An 18,364-nucleotide genomic window follows, 5' to 3' on the forward strand; every position below is an offset into this window, starting at 1 on the left:
CGATGGACATCGCCGCGGAGCTCGGCGAGTGTGGCGCGGGTGTTGACGAGGTCGCGATGAGCACGCCCGCGCACGAGGCGCCCTCCCCGCGCGCCGGGCTCCGCAGCCTGGGCGGGCAGCCGCCGCCCCCGGAGCTCGCCGCCGACCTGCGCCGGCTCCTGGAGCTGCCCGAGGGCGCGCGGCGGCGCCTCTGGGAGGCGCTCGGGCCCAGCCTCGGCGAGCCGGTCCCCGCCGCCGTGGAGCGGCACCTCGACGAGTTCTGCCGCCGCCACGAGGTCGCCTCCGAGCCGCTCGCCCGGGTGCTCAAGGCGTGCCGCTTCCTTGTCCGCGAGGCGAGCAAGCTCGACCTCGACCGCGCCGCGCTCGCGACCGACCTCGCGGTGCTCGTGCCCGTCGAGGAGGCCGAGGAGATCCAGGCGATCCTGCTCGCCGGCTACGACCAGGCCCGCGCGCTCGTGCGGCGCGAGATCGTCCGCGGCGCGCTGCTCGACCACGGCAAGCTGCTCACCGGCGTCGACTGGCGCGTCGACGCGATCACGGCCGCGAGCCGCGGCGCGAAGATCGCGGCGCCCGTCGTCCTGCTGACGCTGAGCTACCAGGAGGGCGAGGCCCGCTCCCGCATCACGCTCCAGGCCACCCCCGACCTCTTGCGGGAGCTCCAGCGGGTCTGCGCGCAGATCCTCGGCTGAGCGAGCCCTCGCGCGCGCGCTACTTGGCGCCGCCGCCGCCGTCTCCGCGCGCCGCCCCGGCGCGGTTCGTCGAGACGACCTCGGCGATCGCGGACAGCGCGTCCTCGGCGGAGAACGGCTTGTCCAGGAGCGGGCGGCCGGACGAGGCGAGGAACCGCTCGACGTCCGCGCCGAAGCCCACGCCGGTCATGAAGATGAACCCCTGCGCGAGCGCCGGGTCGCTCTCGCGCACGCGCGTGTAGAACACGTCGCCCGACATGCCGGGCATCCGCAGATCGCAGAGCACGACGTCGAAGCGCTGGCCGCCGGCGAGCATCCCCATCGCCGCGTCCGCGCTCGGCGCGAGCGCCACCTGGTGCACGCGGCCGAGCTGCTCGGACAGCGCGCGCGCGAGCGACGGCTCGTCCTCCACCACGAGCACCCGTGCCCGCTTCGAGACGAGCCGCGGCACCGGCGACACGCTCGGCGTCTCCTCCTCCGTGCGCCCCGCCGCGGGGAGCGAGATGATGAAGCGCGCGCCGCCCGGCGGCTCGCTCCCCGGGACCGGGCTCTCGGCCGTGATCTGGCCGCCCGCGCGCTCGATGATCTCGCGGCTGATCGACAGGCCGAGCCCGGTGCCGACCTCGGGCCCCTTCGTCGTGAAGAACGGCGCCCAGATGCGCGGCAGGTTCTCCTCCGCGATGCCGGCGCCGGTGTCGCTCACCACGATCTCGACCGTCTCCCCGTCGCTCCGCGTCTCGACGGTCACCGTGTGATCGCGCGCCTCGAGCTTCGAGCTCGGCTTCGGGATCGCCTGGGCCGCGTTGACGAGCAGGTTCACGATGACCTGCCCGAGCCGCCCGTCCTCCATGAGGACCGGCGGCACCTCGGACAGGTTCTTCACGATCTGCGCCCGCTCGATGATCTGGCCGCGCGTGAGGCTCAGCGCCGACTCGACGGTGCGGTTCGCGTCCGTCAGCGCGCGCCGCGAGCCCTCGGGCTGCGGCGGGCTCGCGAACAGCTTCAGGTCGCGGACGATGTCGACGATGCGCTTGATGGAGTCGCGCAGCTCCTGGAGCAGCTCCGACGCGCTCGAGGCGGCGGCGCCCTCCATGCGCACGTTCGGCCCGCGCAGCAGGCGGTCGAGCATGTCGAGGCCGAGCAGGATGAACGCCGCGGGGTTGTTGATCTCGTGGGCGACGCCGGCCGAGAGCGTGCCGAGCGTCGACAGCCGGTCGACCTGGATGAGCCGGGTGCGGGCCGCGTGCTCGGTGCTCACGTCCGCGAGCACGCCCTCGATCGCCACCACGCGGCCGCGGTCGGACACGAGCGGGTACACCGTGCCGCGCGCCGTGATCGCGTCGCCGCCCCGCCGGCGCAGGCGCGCCTCGTAGGACGCCGAGGGCGCGCCGAGCTTGGCCCGCGCGACGGCGTCCTCGAAGCACATCACGCCCTCCGGGTCGGCGTGGGCCTCCCCGAGGAAGCCCGGCGTCTTCAGCGCCTCGGCCACCGGCACGCCGAGGAGCCGCTCGGCGTGGCGGTTCAGGAACGAGAGCTCGCCCGTCTCGGGATCGAGGCGGAAGATGATGAGCGGCGCGTTGTCGAGGAGGTTCCGGTGCTGCTCCTCGAGCTCGCGGATGCGCAGGAGCCGCTCGGCGGCCTCGCGCTCGCCGGCGACGACGCGCAGCGAGCGGTCGAGGCCGGCGCCGAGCGCCTCGGCGAGCTCCTCGAGCAGCGCGGCCGGCGCGGCGGCCGCGGCGGCGGCGTCGCCGTAGCCGAGCACGAGCGCCGCGACGACGGCGCTGCCCGGCCCGGAGGAGCGCGCGGAGGAATGGCCGGGCTCGGCGCCGGGCGGCGCGCTCCGCACCGGGAGCGCGACGTACGACAGGCACCCCTCGGCGGCCCCCATCTTGTCGAGCGCGTCGCCCGCGCGGGTGTCGTCGCACGAGAACGCCTTCCCCTCGCCGAACACCCGCCGGAAGAGCGCCGCGGGCGCCGGCAGCCGCGCGCCGAAAGGCGCGGCGGCGAGCGTGTCGGCGCGGAAGACGGCGTACGCGCGGAGCCCCCCCTCGGGCTCCGGGAACATCACCGCGAAGAGCTGGAACGGGGCGAACCGGCCCACGGCGCCCGCGAGCTCCTCGAGCGGCCTCGGCAGCAGGAGGTTCGAGTGGCGGGCCACGACGGTGAGGACGGCGTTCAGCGCGACGAGGCGACTGGACCTCTCGCTCGCGGGCGCATCGTGCATTTCCACGACATCTCACCACGGCAGCGCGCAGGAACGAGAGGCATTCTTCATTTTTGTCCGCCCGGCGGCTCCGGGGCGCCTGCCGGGGACGCCGCCCGGGACGCCGCCCGGTCGCAGCGCTCGAGCAGGCGCAGGGCCGCGTCGCGGCGCTCCTCGCTCACGGCGGGCCCGGCGCCCGCCGCCCCGTCGTGGGCCGCGTACTGGGCGAACATGCGGCGCGCTGTCTCGACGTCGTCGAGCCCGCAGGCCGTCACCAGCCTCAGCCGCTCGGCCTCGATCCAGACGCGCTGGACGGGCAGGTGGGCCGCGAGCGCCCGGTCCAGGCGATCGGCGGCCTCGCCGAAGCGGCCGTCGTTCAGGTACTGGCGGCCGAGCAGGTAGCTCGGCAGGCCGTCGCCGGGCGTCTGCGCGGCCCAGGCGCCGAGGAGCTCGGCCGCGCGGATCCGGTCCGGGGCGCCGCCGCGGGTCCCGATCAAGAGCTCGACCACGGCCGCGCGCGCGCGGTCGTCGTGCGCGGCGGCGATCTTGACGTCCAGCGTCCGGAGCCGGTCCTCGTCGACGAGCCGCGCGGCGACCTCGCCGTACCAGGTCGCCGCGCGCTCCCTGTCGCCCGCGGCGAGCGCGACGTCGCCGAGCCGCTCCGCGGCGCGGTCGCGCAGGTGCCGGGGGATCGCCGCGTCCCCGGCGATGCCCTCGAGCTCGCGGACGCCCTCGCTCCGGCTGCCGGGCGCGTCGCTCGCGAGCCGCGTCTCGGCGATCGCGACCCGGGCCGCGGGGCTCTGGTCGAGCGCGAGCACGCGCCGGTACTCGGCGATGGCGCCCTCGTGGTCGCCGCGCGCGCGCAGCTGCTCTGCCATCTGGGTGCACGCGTCGACCACGTGCGGGCAGCGCCGCTCGAAGACGGCGGGCCTGTCGAAGCGGGCCTTGGCCTGCGCCCTGGCGGCGTCGGGCAGCGACAGCGCGTCGAGGTCGGCGTGCCACGCGCGCTCCATGTCCCCCCACGACGCCCCGGTGATCTCCGGCAGCGGCTTCCCGCCGTACCACGCGCGCACCGCGGCGGGGCCGTAGGTCTCGCGCACGTGGCCGACGAAGGCGCCGCTCACCGTGTAGGCGGTCGACGAGTTCTCGGCGAGGAAGCCGAGCGCGAAGAGGCGCGAGAGCGGCGGCAGGATCCCGAGATCTTTCATGGCCTTGGCCCACCCGCGCGGGCTCAGGTCCTCGCCTTCCCTTGGCGAGCCGGCGACGGCGATCCCCTCGATGAGCCCCGGGTCGGGCAGCCACCCGCCGAGCCGCCCGGCGATCTTGAACGGGCCGCGGGCGGAGGCGCCGGCGAGCACGTGCATGATCTCGTGCCCGAGCGTCGGGTGCGGGTAGCCGGCGGCCTGCAGGTACACCTCGCGGCGCCACGGCTTCGCGACGTACGTGCGCGAGGCGCCCATGAGCGCACCCTTCTGCGCCGCGCTCTCGAACAGGTAGGCGCGGACGCGGAGCGGCTGGCCCGCGGCCTCCGCGGGCGCCCCGAGCCAGCGCTCGCCGGCCTCGATGTGGGCGTCGCACTCGCGCACGAAGCGCAGGACGTCGGCCTCGCGCATCCCACGCGGGTAGACGACCTCGCAGCGCTGGCCTCGCGAGAGCGCGCCGAGCTCGGCCGCGATGCTCTCGGAGGTCTGGAAGTGGCCGAGGCGCGCGCCCTCCACGAGCGTGCCGGCGCTCAGCGCGGCGCTCGCGGCGCCGAGCAGGAGCAGCCCGGGGCGGCCTTGCGGCTGGAACGACACCCGGCCGCTCGCGTCGTGGACGAGGTGCTGCGCGAGGACGGACGCGGCGAACAGGGTGGCGAGGGTCCCGGCGCGGTAGGTGAGCAGCCCGGACGCGTCGACGATCGTGTCGTAGAGGGTGCCGCTGAAGAAGCCGGCGAAGGGGTCGTAGGCGAAGACGATCGGGCTCGTGTAGAAGCGGACGGCGCTCACGCCGGCGGAGGCGAGCGGGGCGGCGAGCGCGGCGAGGACGGCGGCGAGCCGGCGGCGCCACGCCGGGGGCGGGGGCGCGCTCTCGTCGCGGCGGATGCTGGCGGCGAGCTCGCCCGCGACGGCGCCCCAGGCGCCGCCGAGCGCGGCGCCGAGCCCGGGTCCGAGGGCGAAGTGGGCGGAGCCGCCGAGCGCGTCGCAGAAGCCGGCGCGGAAGCCGTGCGCGAGCGTGGTGGCGAACGCGACGAGGGCGAGGAGGGCGCCGTTCGCGATGCCGCGGCGGAACGCCTCGACGGGCGGGGGCCTGTGGGCGGCGACGTCGAGCGCTGTCGCGATCGCCGCGGCGCCTGGCACGAGGAGGCCCGCGGCGAGCGCGCTCTCGTAGCCGGGTCCGTCGAAGAGGGGGAGGAAGCCGACGAGCGCCATCGCGATCGCGACGAGCGCTGCGCCGATCCTGGTGGCCGGTGAACGCAGCAGCGTGGGCATGGGCGCGTGGGGCTCCGGGGCTGCCTAGTAGCCGCGCCCGCCTCCCGAGGCGAGCGGGATGCGGCGGCTCTTCATTTCGCCTGGCGGAGAGCGTCCAGGGCTGCACGCAGCACCGCGGCGTCGGCCCGGTCCTTGTCGCGCATGCCTTCCTTCGTCTTCAGCAACCCTTCGAGCCCGAGCACCCGCAGGCGCACACCGTCGATGAGGCGCTCCTCCACGTAAGGCTCGAGCTGACGAGCTCGCGCGTCGCGCCGTCAGGCAGTCGGGCGAGCGCCGCGATCCAGCGCTTCGCGTTCTCGGTGGACGGATCCACGAGGATGTCGACGTCCTCCGAGAACCTGACGAACCCGTGCGCGGCGATCGCATAGCCACCGATCAACGCCCAGCGTACTCCTGCCTCATCGAGGTAGCGGGCAAGCAGCTTGACGTCCTCCCACGTGGCCGGGCGCGTGTACTCAGCCATGGCGCGCGCGCTCGATCATGGCGTCGACGGTCCAGCGCAGCCTGTCGGCCTCCATCTCGGCGTGGTTCCGGTACACGAAGATTCCCTTGGGCGCCCGTGTTCGATAGCGCGCCATGGCCGTCAGAGCGTCGCGCGATGCGGGCGGCGGGGGCTGGCCGAGCGGCGGAGCGGTGCGTCGACCCACGACACGGAGAAAGGCTTCACCTGTACGATCGTCGCGATCCATGGTTGTCGTGTAGCACGCCTTCACGCCCAGCCGGGCGCTCCTGGGTCGGCCCCCAGGGTCTGCGACTGCCGTCGTCGCGCATCAGTCGTCCTCGATGCGCCCGTGACGCGCGCGCAGCGCGCTCCTGCGCCGCTCGCGATCGCGCGCCGCGTCGTCGTTGTGCTCCGCCGATCGAGACATGCGACCCGGGCGGTAGACTCCGCTCCCCTCCCCCCTTCCTTTCTGCTCTGCTCGCCCTCCCATGTCTTCCCCTCCCCGCGAAGGCCTCTCTCGCAACCCCGATTTCCTGCGCCTGTGGGCGGCGCAGGCGGTGAGCGCCCTGGGCAGCCGCGTCAGCCGGACGGCGCTGCCCGTGATCGCCATCCTGAGCCTCGGGGCCGACGCGGCGGCCCTCTCGGTCCTCTCGGCCCTGTCCACCGCGCCGGGCGTCCTCGTGGGGCTCTTCGCGGGCGGGCTCGTCGATCGCTCGCGCAAGCGGCCGCTCCTCATCGGCGCGGATCTCGTGCGCGCGGCGCTGATCCTCTCGGTCCCGATCGCGGCCTGGGCGGGCGGGCTCGGCATGGTCCAGCTCTGTGCGGTGGCCGCGCTGGTCGGCATGGCCACGTCGCTGTTCCAGATCGCCGACAACGCCTACCTGCCGGCGCTCGTCGGGCAGGACCACCTGGTCGCGGCGAACGCCAGGCTGGAGGGGACCGAGGCCGCGGCGGAGATCGCCGGCCCCGGGGCGGCGGGCATCCTGATCCAGCTGCTCACCGCGCCGGTGACGATGGTGGCGGACGCGCTTTCCTATCTCTGGTCGGCGGCGCTCCTCGGGCGCATCCGTTCGGCGGAGGCGCCGGCGCCCCCCGACGCCGACCCGGGCGCGGCGGGCCCCTCGCTGCTCGAGGATCTGCGGGTGGGGCTGCGCCACGGCCTCGGCCATCCCGTGGTCGGGGCGACGTTCCTGGCGCTCGGCGTCCAGGCCTTCTTCAGCGGCGGGGTCTTCCTCACGCTGTACATGCTTTACCTCCTGGAGCACCTGCGGCTCTCGCCCGCCGCCGTCGGGCTGATCATCAGCATGGGCGGCGTGGGCGCGCTCGGCGGCAGCTTGATCGCCGGCTGGCTCGGCCGCCGCCTCGGCGCGGGGCCGGCCATGATCCTGAGCCTCGCCGCGGCGCAGGCCGGCACCGTGCTCATCCCGCTGGCCGCGCAGCTCGGGCAGCTCGCCGTCCCGGCCCTCGTCGTCCACCAGCTCGTCGGCGACGGGTTCATGATGGCGTTCATCATCCACGCGGTGAGCGCCCGTCAATCCATGCTGCCCTTGAACGTGCTTGGCCGGGTCAACGCCACACTCCACGTGCTCACGGGCGCGCTGCTGCCGGCGGGCGCGCTGGCGGCGGGCTGGCTCGCCGGCCGCATCGGCGTGGAGGCGGCGGTGTGGGTCGGCGTGCTCGGCGGCCTCGCCGCGCCGCTCCTGCTGCTGCGCCCCGCCCTCTGGAGGCTGCGGGCGGCCTGAGGTCGCGCTGGCTCAGTCCTCGGGTGGATGCCAGCCGGCGATCACCCAGCCACGCCGGGCCTCCACGAGCTCGGCGCGGTTCAAGCGAAGTGCCGAGACCGTGGCTCTGCCAGTCGGGGTCTTGCCGATGATATGAGCCCCCTCCGAGCTCCACGAGAAATGATCCACCCATCTCTGACGGCGCGGATCTGCTCCCGTAACAGCTTGGGGATGCGACTACCGCTCATGCTGCTGACGCAGCCCCGAGACGTCATGCCCGCGCTGCTTGAGCAGCGCTGTGGCGCGGGAGCGAACCAGCATGGTCCGCGTGTACTCCCTCATGAGCGTCTCAAGTGCTTCGGCCTCTGATGAGGAGAGTCCTTCTCCCTGGCGCTTGATGTGGAGGTCTTCCAGGTCGGCGGCCTTCTGGGGGGCGAGGCAGGACCTGGCTGCTCGCCAAAGCGCCTCGTCATCCAGGAGGTGCAGCGCGGCGATGGCTTCCGCCATGTCGGCCGGCAGCTCATCGGGTTCTTCCGGAACCAACATCGCCGCCGCCTCGACGAGCTCAGCCTCGACGGTCCGGTGCATCTTGCTCGCACGTCGAGCCAGCCGCTCGTACAACGGTTCCGGCAGGTTCACGGTCACTGCTTGCACGGCCATTTCTTCAGGCTACTCCGTGCCACATTCGCGTGCAACTGGCGCCGGCGGGCCGTTCCTCTCCGCCGCGAGGTGCTTGACGAGGACCGCTTGCGCGCGGGCGATGGCGAGGCTGCGGCGCTTGTACGCCGTCGAGACCGGGAGAGACCACAGCGCGGCGACCTCGCTCATAGGGACGCCGTGAAGGTCGTGCTGGATCAGCAGCGAGCGCAGCTCGATCGGCAGCTCCAGGACGAGGTTGCTCAGCAAGCTTCGTCTCTCCTCTGCGAGAAGAAGCTCCGTTGCGCTCGGGCTGTCGTCGGCCGCCCGCAGCTCTCCGGGATCCGTGAGCACCTCACGGCGATGAGAGGCCTTGTCGGCGTGATGTCCCGCCACATGCATGGTGATACCGTTCAGCCACCGGCCGGGCGAGCCCCGCGACGGGTCGTAGCTGGGGAAGCTCTCGACAGCCGCCAGGAACACGGACTGGGCCAGATCGGACCGATCGCGCTCGGGAACGCGCAGCTTCCTGAGCCATCCGTGGACGAGCCGGATCGTCGCTTCTTGAAAGATGGTATTCCAGGCATGGTCTCGGCCATGGCCTCTCGGCGGCGACGCCGGCAGATCCATTGCTTGCCTCCAAGGTGTCTCTTCGCGCGCGGCGCCGCCCCGTCCGCGGGCGAGCCGGCAGCGCGCGATGCGCCGGTTCGAGGCGGCACGATGTCCTGTCGCCACGACCACGATGACCGCGGTCCGGCGCGTCCCTCGTCACGCCACCGCTTCGAGCTCAGCGACGGCTCAAGGCGCTCTGCTCACCGGATCTGCCCGAGCAGCGCGTCGCGCTCCGCGGCCATGCGGCCGTGTGGGAAGCTGCGCCCATGCTCCTCCAGCAGGCGCCGCGCCTCGACGAGGGACGCCACATCTCCCGAGGCGATGGCTGTCCTTGCGCGGCCCACGAGCTCCCGTTCACGACCGCTGCCCGTCGCGTGGTGTCTCGCATGCCGGGCCGGCGCCCTGGGAGCCGGCCCCGCGCTCGCTGCCGTGCCGTCGACGGCCGCGCGCGCGTCCACCGCGTGCGCCGCCCCATCTTCATCTGCCCTTGCGACGCGAGCGCTGTCCGGCGCATCCGCCGCTGGTGCGGCCGACAGCCCGGCCATCGCACGGCCGATGGGCTCTGCATGCCCGACGTGGCCCGTGGCCAGCACGCCGAGCGCCGTTGCCGACGCAGCGAGGATGCCTCTGGCCCAGGGCCCCACGCCGGCGTCGGAACGGCAGGAGCGCCGCTCGAAGAGCCACGGCGGGAACAGCACGGCCCGCAGCGCGTCCCAGCCACGCCATCGCTGCCCCGCTTCCCACCGGGCTACCGCCTCTTCGAACTCCTCCCGAGCCAGGCGGAGGCGAGTCCTCGCTGTCTCGAGCGGGATCTGGTGCTCGCAGGCGACCTCCTCGACCGATCGCTCGAGGACCTCGCACGCGATGAACGTCGCGCGGAACCTCTCGTCGATCTGCCCGATGAGCATCCAGGCCAGCTCCACCTTTTGCCGTGCGATGACGCGCGCCTCGGGGCTCAGGTGCCTGTCGACGAGGCCGGCCTCCTCGAGGCTGGTGAGCGCCGCGTCTCGCCTCCGCGCCCTCCGCTGATGATCGCGGGCCGTGTTCAGGACGACGCTCTCTGCCCACGCGATCACGTTCCTCGCCGACAGCGCCAGCTCGCGCTTCTCCCACAGCCGTAGCATCGCTTCCTGGACGACATCATCGAGGTCCCGGGTGGGCACCCCGGCATAGGCCACGAGACGCTTCACGCGGTCAGGTGGCAGGCTGATCGGGATGGCTCGATCCACGATCACGCAGACGATCCGGGCCCGGTCCGACGGTTTCGAAATCGACCGGGCCTGCCAAAGAAGGTGCGACAGGGTACGCGAGCAAACGCGATGAGCTGGCTCGTTCCGGCGAAGACCCAGCGCGATGGCCGCCAGGCCTGCGCGGCCCCGGAGCTACGCTCCGCGGGGGTGCGGCACCGGTCGCGCTCGCTCCGCCTTTGGGTCCCACGGGTGTGGGACCTCGACCTCGGAAGCGATCGACCTGGCAGCGCCGGACAGGTGCTTTCCGTCATCGACGCTTCAAGTTCTCACAACCTCGGCCGACCCGACGATGATTTCTGATCGCTGCCAACATGAGGGCGTCCGGCTGTACGGGCGAGGACTGCTGGTTGACGCGCGACTGGCCCGACGAGTAATGCTGGCGGGTGCGCTACGTCATCTCGTGGCTCCTGCCCTGCTTTCTTGTCGGGGCGGTCTTCGGGCTCGAGGGCGCGGCGAGCGCGGGCGAGCCGTTGTCAGCGTCGCAGCCACGTGACGCCTCCGCGGTGGCGGAGTCGATGCGCCGCGCCCGGCGGGCGCGCGGCGTCGGGAAATGGTCCGAGGCAGAGGCGGCCTACGAGGCCGCGATGAAGGCGGCGGAGGCGGCGGGGGCGAGCGACGCGGAGCGGGCCGAGATCGTCGGTGAGCTCGGGCTGTGCGAGCTCGCGCTGCGGAAGGACCGGGAGGCGGCAGGCCACCTGGCGCAGAGCCTCGCGCAGCGTGGCGCGTTGAGCTCGTCGCTGCAGCGGCGGGTGGAAGAGGGGTTGCAGAAGGCCGAGAAGCGGGTGGCGACGCTCTACCTGGCTGTCAATCCGCCGGACGCCGAGGTCCTCGTGGACGGAGAGGCGCTGGAGCGCCGCGCGCCCACGTACGAGGTGTTCCTGGAGCCGGGGCACCACACGGTGCGGGCCCGGCTGATCGGGCACGCCGAGGCGGAGAGCTCGTTCGACGCGGGGGCCGGCAAGGAGCACACGCTCGCGCTCAAGCTGCTGCGCGAGCCGGATAGCGCCGCGCGCGGGCCAGGGGTGGCGACGCCGGCGCGGCCGGGGGCTCCTGGGGTGCAGCCGGGGGCTGCCGTCGCGCGCCCGGGGGATCCCGTGGCGCGGTCGCGCCTGCCTGCGACGGAGCTGCGCATCGGCGGCGTGGCGCTCGCTGCGGCCACGGGCGCGCTCGGCACGGTGTTCCTCGTGCGGGCCGCCGTGCGCCATGACGACTACCGCGAGCGCGGCGCCGGCCTCCGCGCTCAGGGGTGGCAGACGTGGACCTGCCAGGAATCGGGCGACGTGCCGGCCTGCGCCGAGCTGCGCGCGCTGCGCAAGGAGCGCGATCTGTTCTCCACGCTCGGGCTGGTGAGCGTGGCGGCGAGCGGGGTGTTCGCGGTGGCGACCGCGGTGTCATTCTGGAACGACCTGTCCAGAACCGCCGGTCAGCCGAGCCGCGAAGGCGTGCGCGTCGTGCCGCTGGCGGCGGAGAGGCAGGCCGGGGTCCTCCTGCAGGGCGTATGGTGAGGCGCGGGATGGAGAGCGGGATGGAGAAGCCCTGGAAGGCTCGTTCAGGTCGAGGCGCGCTGCGCTGTCTCGCCGGCCTCGCGCTCGGCGTCGCGAGCGCCGCGGGCCTCACGGGGTGCTACGCGTACCACTGCGAGGGCGACCTGATGTGCGCGCCGCCTCCTGCCCCCCCGTCCGCTTCGTGCGACGAGGCGGACGCGGTGGTCTTGCCGCAGGACGCGTGCGGGGTGTTCGTGGCGCACCGCGGAGACGACGCCGACGAGGGCACGAGGAAGGAGCCCGTCAGGACCTTGCGCCGCGCCGTCGAGAAGGCACGGAACGAGGGCAAGCGGCGCGTGTTCGCGTGCGCGGAGGCCTTCGACGAGGCGGTGACGCTGCCGTCGGGGATCGACCTCTGGGGCGGCCGGGACTGCACCACGGACGAGTGGGGCTGGCCCGGCAGCTACAGCGTCACCGAGATCGCGCCGGAGCCGGGCCGCGTGCCGCTCAAGGTCGAGGCCACCCAGGGGATCGGCACGTCGAACATCTCCGCCGTGCGGCTCGTCGCGGCGGACGCGATCGAGGCCGGCGCCCCGTCGATCGCGATGCGCGTGACGGACGGCGGAGATGCCGTCGTGACGTGGAGCGAGCTCATCGCGGGCAACGGCGCGGACGGGGAGCCGGGCGAGGACGCGCCGCTGGAGCGGGCGCAGAACGGAGCGCCGGCGAACCACGGCGCTGCAATCTGCTCGGACGAGCTCGTGCAGGGCGGCGCGATCGCGGTGACCGAGTGCGCCGATGGCATCACGTCGGCCGGCGGGAGCGGAGGCGTCGGCGAGCGGGACGCCGGTGGCGCCGGCGAGACCGGTGTGCCTGCGCCACCGCCGCTGGAGGCGAGCTCCGAGGGCCGAGGTGGGCGCGGCGAGCGCGCCACCGGCGCCTGTGAGCCCGGCGTGCCGGGACGCGATGGTGCGGGCGGCACGTCGGGGAACGGTGCACTCCAGAGCAGTGTGCACCTCAGCTCCAGCGGCCTGCACGCCGCGCCCGGCCTGGACGGCACGCCGGGAGGTACGGCCCAGGGCGGCGGTGGGGGTGGCGGCACGCGCGGGCGCGGCGTCTGCGGGAGGGGGGAGCCCCAGGGCGGCGCGTCCGGCGGCTCGGGCGGCGGGGGCGGCTGCGGTGGGCGGGCTGGCAAGGGCGGCGGGACCGGCGGCTCCAGCATCGCCACCGTCGTCGTCGGGGCGAAGGTCGAGTTCGACCACACCACGCTTCACGCAGGGCGCGGTGGCAACGGGGGTGCGGGGGGACGGGGCCAGCAGGGCGGTCGTGGCTATCCGGGAGGCTACGGCGGAGAGGCCGGGATGACCGCCGGCGGAGAGATCAGGTATGCGTGCGATGGCGGACATGGAGGAAAGGGAGGCGACGGGGGCCACGGCGGCGGCGGGCTCGGTGGCTCCTCGGTCGGCATCGCCCGTGACGACAGCGACGTGACCATCCTGGCCGACGTCGAGTTCACGCTGAGAGGTGCGGGCGCCGGTGGACCCGGAGGCGACCCTGGCGACGCGCGAGCCGCTGGACAGGCCGGGCTCACCGAGCAGTTCTGGTCCATAAACGGTATCAACTCCACGCCGCCTCGCTGAGCGGCGCAGCGGGGTGGAAGGTCACCCCGCGAAGAGGGCCGATGAAGCATGTGAAGAGGATGGCGTTCGCGTTGCTAGGGACGCTCGCCGCCGCGGGCTGTGCGAGCGAGCCGAGCGTGCCCGGCGAGGCGGCGCCGTCGGAGCCGGCGTGCCTGGAGGCGATCACCGAGCACCGCGCGCTGGAGGGGTGTGGCGTGTTCGCCAGAGCGCCGCGGAGTGGTGAGTTCATCGGCGGATCCGGAACCATGGCGGATCCGGCGCTCACGTTGGGACACGCGATCGAGCTGGCGCGCACAGGACGGCGTCGCGTCTTCGCCTGCGGAGGCTGGTCTTTCGGAGAGGACGTGGTGCTGCCGTCCGGGATCGATCTGGTGGGCGGGTTCGATTGCAGGAACGGCTGGAACTACGACGAGGGGACCCCCGCCTTCCTCCTCACCCCCGACAAGGGCGGGCCTGTCTCCATCAGCGTCGTGCCGGACGATGGCGAGCGCCAGGGCCTCGACGATGGCGTCTCGACGATCACCGACCTGTTGCTCTGGATCGTCAACGCGACGCGTGACGGCGCCTCCACGGTCGGCATCGTCGTCCACCCAAACGCGGCGCTCGAGCTGGTCCGGGGCCACATCGAGACGATTGGCGCGGCACATCGCGGCTTCGATGCCGACAGGAACATGCCGGACCAGCCGGACCGGGCGCGCGACGGCACGGACGGGAGCCCGGGAGGCGATGCGTGCTCGGCCGACATCGTGCCTGGAGGCGCCGCCGTCAGCACGATCTACGACGATGGCTCGATGTCGGTCGGCGGCAAGGGCGGCGACGGGCGCGCGGACCGCGGCGACGATGGAAGCAGCGGTGCGCCGCTCCCGAGCCCGAACCCGTCCGGCGCTGGCCTCGGCGGCGCGGGGGCAACGAGCCAGGGGCCTTGCGAGGCCGGCCAGTTCGGGGCCAGAGGGGTGGATGGCGCGCACGGTCGAGGAGGACGGCGCGCTGGAACGTTCACGGCGACGGGCTGGGTGGGCGAGGCGGGCACCGACGGAGGGGACGGCACGCCGGGGGCCGGTGGGGGCGGCGGCGGCGGCGCGCGCGGCGGCACGCTCGCGTGCAGCGTGCCGCCGAACGGCGGCAGGTCCGGAGGCTCCGGAGGTGGCGGCGGCTTCGGCGCCAAGGGCGGTAGGGGCGGCGGGTATGGTGGCGGGAGCATCGGAATCATCGCGTTCGACGCCAGGGTGACGTTGCGGGACGTGCATATCCAGACGCACAACGGCGGCGACGGCGGCTACGGACAGAGAGGACAGGAAGGTGGCCATGGCGGCCGGCCTGGGGAGGCAGCGGAAGCACGGGGGCAGGGCAGCGCGCTCCGCGCCTGTGACGGGGGTCTTGGCGGCCGCGGAGGACACGGCGGTAACGGTGGCGCCGGCGCGGGCGGACCGTCGGTAGGCATCGCGTACGTCAACGAAGAGCTGCTCACGCTGGAAAACGTGACGTTCCAGATCGGCGCACCGGGCGAGGGGGGTTACACGTCTGGGGCCGACAGCACGTTGGAGGGAGAGAACGGCTTCGCCAGCGAGATGGTTCGATTTTCGCCATGAGCCGCTGAAGGGCAGACGCCGCAGGAAGGCTGATGTCCTTGAAGGCTGTCGCGAACAGGGCTCGTGGCGCGTCCATCGGGGGTGTCTGCGCAGAGCCACATCACGCTCACGACGAGAGCGGGTGTCATCCTGTTGTCGAGCGCGTCGTTGTTGGTGGCGACCCCGGGTGTGATGGTGCCATTGATGTGAATCTTTCCCGCACCACGGACCCGCTCCAGCGCCGTGCGGGACGTCTCGCCCGAGCCCCAGTGGCGTGACGAGTTGTTTGGTAACGCAAACCGTTGCGCAAAGAAGCAAGCGGTTGCGGAACCCCTCGGCACGCAAGCGCCCCGACGGATCTCGTCGCTCCCCCTCCGCCTGTGCGCCTGGGCACGGATCCACGCTGGCGGCGTGGTGTCCTGGGCTACATCGGCGGGCACCCGGCAGGCTCGCCGGCGGTCTCGGGAGGAGCGGAGGGGCGCTGGAGCACCCGAGCGAGAGGCGATCGCTCGAGCCCGCGGCAGCGATCACCTTCGATGCGGGGCTGGAGAGCGCCGGAACCGGTCTCGAGAACGCCAGCGTGAGGGCTGGAGAGCGCCGGAACCGGTCTGGAGATCGGCGAGATGGGGTCCGGAGACCGCCGGAGCCGGTCTCGAGAGGGCGCGGCGCGGTCCGCGCACATCTCGAGACCCCCTCGGCCGATCTCCGGACCCCCTCCGCGGCTCTCGAGACCCCCCTCGCCCGCTCCCCGGACCCCCTCCGCGGCTCTCGAGACCCCCCTCGCCCGGTCCCCGGACCCCCTCCGCGGCTCTCGAGACCCCCCTCGCCCGGTCCCCGGACCCCCTGCCCCGCTCCCCGGACCGCTTTCCCGCTGCCCCCGCGTCCCCCGCGCGTCCCCCCCGCGCGTCCCCCCCCCCCGCGCGTCCCCGGCTGCGCGGCCCCCCCGATCGCCTCAGCCGAGCAGCGGCTCCGCGTCGGCGACCTCTCCCTCGGCGTCCTCGTCGGCCTCGTCGAGCGACGCGTCCTCCTCGACCACCTCGCCGGGGGCGGCCGCGGTGCGCTTCACGGTCGTGAGGCCGAGCTGGATCTGCGCCTTGACCGGGAAGACCTGCCGGAGCGTCGTCGCCCAGTCGTTGAACCAGTCGCGCAGGCCCTCGATGGCCTCCCGCTGCTCCTTCCGGGCCCTCGCCAGCTCGGCCGCCGACACCCGCGGCGGCTGCGCCGGCGCGCCGGCGCCCGCCTCCAGCTTGCCGAGCAGCTCGCGCACCTGCTGCACCCGCGCCTCGCTCAGCCCGCGCGTCGCGAGCGTCTTGTGGACCTTCTTCGCGTCGCCGTCGCTGTTCCTCGCGAGCCCCTCGACGCGGCGAAGGAACGTCGCGACCGACATGACCACCGCCGGCCCGAGCGGCTGCTGCTCCAGGTTCTTGAAGAAGGCGGCCTCGAAGGCGTCGCGGCGCTCGCGCGGCACGACGCGACGGATGATCGCGCGGGTGCGCGGGAACCACGTGTTCTCGAAGGTATCGACCTCCTGGAGCACCCGCATCCGCTCGGCGCCCTCGACGTTCCCGCCGGCCGACGCCTCGACGAACAGGTGCTCCAGCGGGCGCTGCTCGCCCGAGGCGAGCTTGAGCAGCCGCCACCCCTCGCGGTGCTCGTCGGGCGTGTAGCCCTCGCGACGCGCGCGCGCGCCGAACGGCGCGGCCTGGACGTTGACCAGGAACCTGAGGGCGCGACCCAGGAGATCCTGCTCGGCCGCGGTGAGCACCAGCGGCAAGGACGCCTCGGACACCTCGGAGGTCGCCGCCTGCGCTCCCGGATTCTTCGGGGCGCTCGCCGACTTTGCTTTCGCCATGTCGTTCTCCTCGCCGGCGCGTGTTGATAGAACCGCGCTCGACGGCCGCGGCCGACTGCAAGCCGCGCGCCAGGGGAGTGGATTGTCGCCGCGCGTTCGCTACGTTACCCCGCCCGACCCGACCCCCCACGACGCTTCGCTCGGCCTGCTCGTGAGCAAGGAGCCTGATGAAACCGAAGTTCGGAACCGATCTGACGACCGGCAGCATCCCCAGACACCTCGTCACGTTCTCGCTCCCGATGCTGCTCGGGAGCTTCCTGCACACGGCCTACAGCTTCATCAACGCCATCTGGGTGGGTCAGTTCCTGGGCACCGGGGCCCTGGCGGCCGTCACGGTGAGCTTCCCTGTGATCTTCACGATCTTCGGCGTCGGGATGGGGATGACCCTGGCGACGAACATCCTCGTCTCGCAGAGCTTCGGCGCCAGACGGTTCGACGAGCTGCGGCGCGTCGTCGACGGCTCCACCGTGCTGATCTACGGCATCGGCATCGTGCTGACCGCGCTCGGCGAGATCTTCACGCCGCAGATCCTCCGGGCGATGGACACGCCGGCCGACGTCCTCGAGCCCTCGGTGGGCTACCTCCGGATCTTCCTGCTCTCGCTGCCGTTCAGCTTCGGCCTGTTCGCGCTCCGGAGCATGCTGCAGGGGACGGGAGACTCGAAGACGCCGCTCTATTTTCAGCTCGGCTCCGTGCTGCTCACGACGGCGCTCGATCCGCTGCTCATCTTCGGTCGGCTGGGGCTGCCGAAGCTCGGCCTGAACGGGACGGCCTGGGCCACGCTCGTCTCTCAGGTCCTCCTGCTCGTCGCGCTCCACGTGTACCTCCACGTCCGCAAATCTCCGATCGCGCCGAGGTGGCCGCGCTTCAGCCAGCTCGGCCCGACGATCCGCAAGACCTGCCGTATCGGCGTGCCAGCGGCCGTTCAGCAATCGGTCGTCTCGCTGGGCATGGTGGTGGTGACCGGGCTCGTGAACGGGTTCGGGGAGGTCGCGACCGCGGCGTTCGGCGCGGCCTCGCGCATCGACCAGATCGCCGTCATCCCCGCGCTCACCCTGGGCATGGCGATATCCACGCTCGCCGGGCAGAACCTGGGCGCCGGGCACCACGGCCGCGTGCGCGAGATCTTCATGTGGGGCTGCGTGCTCAGCGGCGGGATGACGCTCATGATCTCGGCGGCGACCCTCCTGTTCCCCGAGGCGCTCCTCCGGGTGTTCATCAGCGATCCGGTCGTCATCGGGCTCGGCGTCTCGTACCTGCACGTCGTGGGCGCGTGTTATGTCTTCTTCGGCCTCTCCTTCGTGAGCAACGGCATCATCAACGGCGCCGGCGCGACGATCGTCACGACCGCGATCTCCCTGCTGAGCCTCTGGGTGATCCGGGCCCCGCTCGCTTACTGGCTCGCCCGCGAGATGAACAGCGTGCAGGGCGTCTGGTACGCGATCGCGGTGAGCTTCCTCGTGTCGCTGGTCGTCAGCATGGCGTACTACTTCTCGGGGCGCTGGAAGCGGGCCCTCGTCCACAAGGCCGCTCCGGCCGGCCCCGGGGCAGCTCCGGCCGACCCGACAAGAGAGGCCGACCCCGCCAGGACCTTCGCGAACGAGGTCGGCGAGGCCTGAGCCGCCGCGCGCCGGCGACGGACCGCGGCGAACGCCGGCGGCCGGCCGCTTGCCTCGCCAGCCGGCGGCTGCCTCGCCAGCCGGCGGCTTGCCTCGCCGCCCCCCCGGACGCCGCCGCGGGGACCGGGGCGTCGCCCGAAGATGCGCGGGCGACCGGGAACCGGAAGCGCGCTCGTT

General features: G+C 73.3%; 14 protein-coding genes. 6 read left to right on the forward strand and 8 right to left on the reverse strand.

Annotation, left to right across the window (positions count from 1 at the left end; translation table 11 throughout):
• Positions 1-56: 56 nt before the first annotated feature.
• Entirely contained in the window at positions 57-689 is a 633-nt protein-coding gene (locus WME89_RS28810) for a COMM domain-containing protein (protein WP_437662698.1), read from the forward strand.
• A 19-nt stretch (positions 690-708) separates the two neighbouring features.
• On the opposite strand, the gene WME89_RS28815 is transcribed toward WME89_RS28810, so the two are convergent.
• The 4 genes from WME89_RS28815 to WME89_RS28830 form a co-directional block, all read right to left on the reverse strand.
• A complete protein-coding gene (locus WME89_RS28815; RefSeq protein WP_438011985.1) occupies positions 709-2,913 on the reverse strand; it encodes a hybrid sensor histidine kinase/response regulator in 2,205 nt (734 codons plus the stop codon).
• A gap of 47 nt (positions 2,914-2,960) precedes the next feature.
• Positions 2,961-5,363: a hypothetical protein gene (locus tag WME89_RS28820; protein ID WP_438002895.1), complete on the reverse strand. Its 2,403-nt coding sequence runs from the start codon at positions 5,361-5,363 to the stop codon at positions 2,961-2,963.
• 157 nt (positions 5,364-5,520) lie between these two features.
• Complete coding sequence (locus WME89_RS28825) at positions 5,521-5,826, reverse strand: nucleotidyl transferase AbiEii/AbiGii toxin family protein (protein WP_438002896.1); 306 nt, start codon at positions 5,824-5,826, stop codon at positions 5,521-5,523.
• The gene (locus tag WME89_RS28830) at positions 5,819-6,052 is read right to left on the reverse strand and encodes a hypothetical protein (protein ID WP_438002897.1); all 234 of its coding nucleotides are present in this window, start codon (positions 6,050-6,052) and stop codon (positions 5,819-5,821) included. Before WME89_RS28830 ends, WME89_RS28825 begins: the two co-directional genes overlap by 8 nt.
• 241 nt (positions 6,053-6,293) lie before the next feature.
• Here WME89_RS28830 and WME89_RS28835 point away from each other — a divergent pair, with 241 nt between their 5' ends.
• Positions 6,294-7,547 carry an MFS transporter gene (locus WME89_RS28835; RefSeq protein ID WP_438002898.1) on the forward strand — a complete coding sequence of 418 codons (1,254 nt, stop codon included), beginning with the start codon at positions 6,294-6,296 and terminating at the stop codon, positions 7,545-7,547.
• 216 nt (positions 7,548-7,763) lie between these two features.
• Here the strand turns inward: WME89_RS28835 and WME89_RS28840 are convergent, their stop codons facing one another.
• From WME89_RS28840 to WME89_RS28850, 3 genes are all read right to left on the reverse strand, one after another.
• On the reverse strand, positions 7,764-8,180 hold the full coding sequence (locus WME89_RS28840) for a hypothetical protein (protein WP_438002899.1): 417 nt from the start codon (positions 8,178-8,180) through the stop codon (positions 7,764-7,766).
• Positions 8,181-8,195: 15 nt separating this feature from the next.
• Complete coding sequence (locus tag WME89_RS28845; RefSeq protein WP_438002900.1) at positions 8,196-8,792, reverse strand: RNA polymerase sigma factor; 597 nt, start codon at positions 8,790-8,792, stop codon at positions 8,196-8,198.
• Positions 8,793-8,974: 182 nt separating this feature from the next.
• The gene (locus tag WME89_RS28850) at positions 8,975-10,009 is read right to left on the reverse strand and encodes an RNA polymerase sigma factor (protein ID WP_438002901.1); all 1,035 of its coding nucleotides are present in this window, start codon (positions 10,007-10,009) and stop codon (positions 8,975-8,977) included.
• Positions 10,010-10,407: 398 nt separating this feature from the next.
• Between WME89_RS28850 and WME89_RS28855 the strand changes: the two genes are divergently transcribed.
• The 3 genes from WME89_RS28855 to WME89_RS28865 are packed head-to-tail and all read left to right on the forward strand — an operon-like array spanning position 10,408 to position 14,737.
• A complete protein-coding gene (locus tag WME89_RS28855) occupies positions 10,408-11,529 on the forward strand; it encodes a hypothetical protein (RefSeq protein ID WP_438002902.1) in 1,122 nt (373 codons plus the stop codon).
• Positions 11,530-11,549: 20 nt separating this feature from the next.
• Entirely contained in the window at positions 11,550-13,148 is a 1,599-nt protein-coding gene (locus WME89_RS28860) for a hypothetical protein (RefSeq protein WP_438002903.1), read from the forward strand.
• A 41-nt stretch (positions 13,149-13,189) separates the two neighbouring features.
• Positions 13,190-14,737: a hypothetical protein gene (locus WME89_RS28865; protein WP_438002904.1), complete on the forward strand. Its 1,548-nt coding sequence runs from the start codon at positions 13,190-13,192 to the stop codon at positions 14,735-14,737.
• 931 nt (positions 14,738-15,668) lie between these two features.
• On the opposite strand, the gene WME89_RS28870 is transcribed toward WME89_RS28865, so the two are convergent.
• The gene (locus WME89_RS28870) at positions 15,669-16,568 is read right to left on the reverse strand and encodes a hypothetical protein (RefSeq protein ID WP_438002905.1); all 900 of its coding nucleotides are present in this window, start codon (positions 16,566-16,568) and stop codon (positions 15,669-15,671) included.
• A 167-nt stretch (positions 16,569-16,735) separates the two neighbouring features.
• Between WME89_RS28870 and WME89_RS28875 the strand changes: the two genes are divergently transcribed.
• Positions 16,736-18,187, forward strand: coding sequence for an MATE family efflux transporter (locus WME89_RS28875; protein WP_438002906.1), 1,452 nt, complete (start codon positions 16,736-16,738; stop codon positions 18,185-18,187).
• Positions 18,188-18,364: the final 177 nt, after the last annotated feature.

Origin of the sequence: Sorangium sp. So ce321, assembly GCF_051530195.1 — a bacterium.
Taxonomy (GTDB): Bacteria; Myxococcota_A; Polyangia; order Polyangiales; family Polyangiaceae; genus Sorangium.

Excerpts from the sequence above, each read along its gene's own strand:
- WME89_RS28825 (WP_438002896.1), bottom strand. The coding sequence starts at position 5,826 with ATGGCTGAGTACACGCGCCCGGCCACGTGGGAGGACGTCAAGCTGCTT.
- WME89_RS28820 (WP_438002895.1), bottom strand. The coding sequence starts at position 5,363 with ATGCCCACGCTGCTGCGTTCACCGGCCACCAGGATCGGCGCAGCGCTC.
- WME89_RS28875 (WP_438002906.1), top strand. The coding sequence starts at position 16,736 with ATGAAACCGAAGTTCGGAACCGATCTGACGACCGGCAGCATCCCCAGA.
- WME89_RS28865 (WP_438002904.1), top strand. The coding sequence starts at position 13,190 with ATGAAGCATGTGAAGAGGATGGCGTTCGCGTTGCTAGGGACGCTCGCC.
- WME89_RS28830 (WP_438002897.1), bottom strand. The coding sequence starts at position 6,052 with ATGGATCGCGACGATCGTACAGGTGAAGCCTTTCTCCGTGTCGTGGGT.
- WME89_RS28815 (WP_438011985.1), bottom strand. The coding sequence starts at position 2,913 with ATGCACGATGCGCCCGCGAGCGAGAGGTCCAGTCGCCTCGTCGCGCTG.
- WME89_RS28870 (WP_438002905.1), bottom strand. The coding sequence starts at position 16,568 with ATGGCGAAAGCAAAGTCGGCGAGCGCCCCGAAGAATCCGGGAGCGCAG.
- WME89_RS28845 (WP_438002900.1), bottom strand. The coding sequence starts at position 8,792 with ATGGATCTGCCGGCGTCGCCGCCGAGAGGCCATGGCCGAGACCATGCC.
- WME89_RS28810 (WP_437662698.1), top strand. The coding sequence starts at position 57 with ATGAGCACGCCCGCGCACGAGGCGCCCTCCCCGCGCGCCGGGCTCCGC.
- WME89_RS28860 (WP_438002903.1), top strand. The coding sequence starts at position 11,550 with ATGGAGAAGCCCTGGAAGGCTCGTTCAGGTCGAGGCGCGCTGCGCTGT.
- WME89_RS28835 (WP_438002898.1), top strand. The coding sequence starts at position 6,294 with ATGTCTTCCCCTCCCCGCGAAGGCCTCTCTCGCAACCCCGATTTCCTG.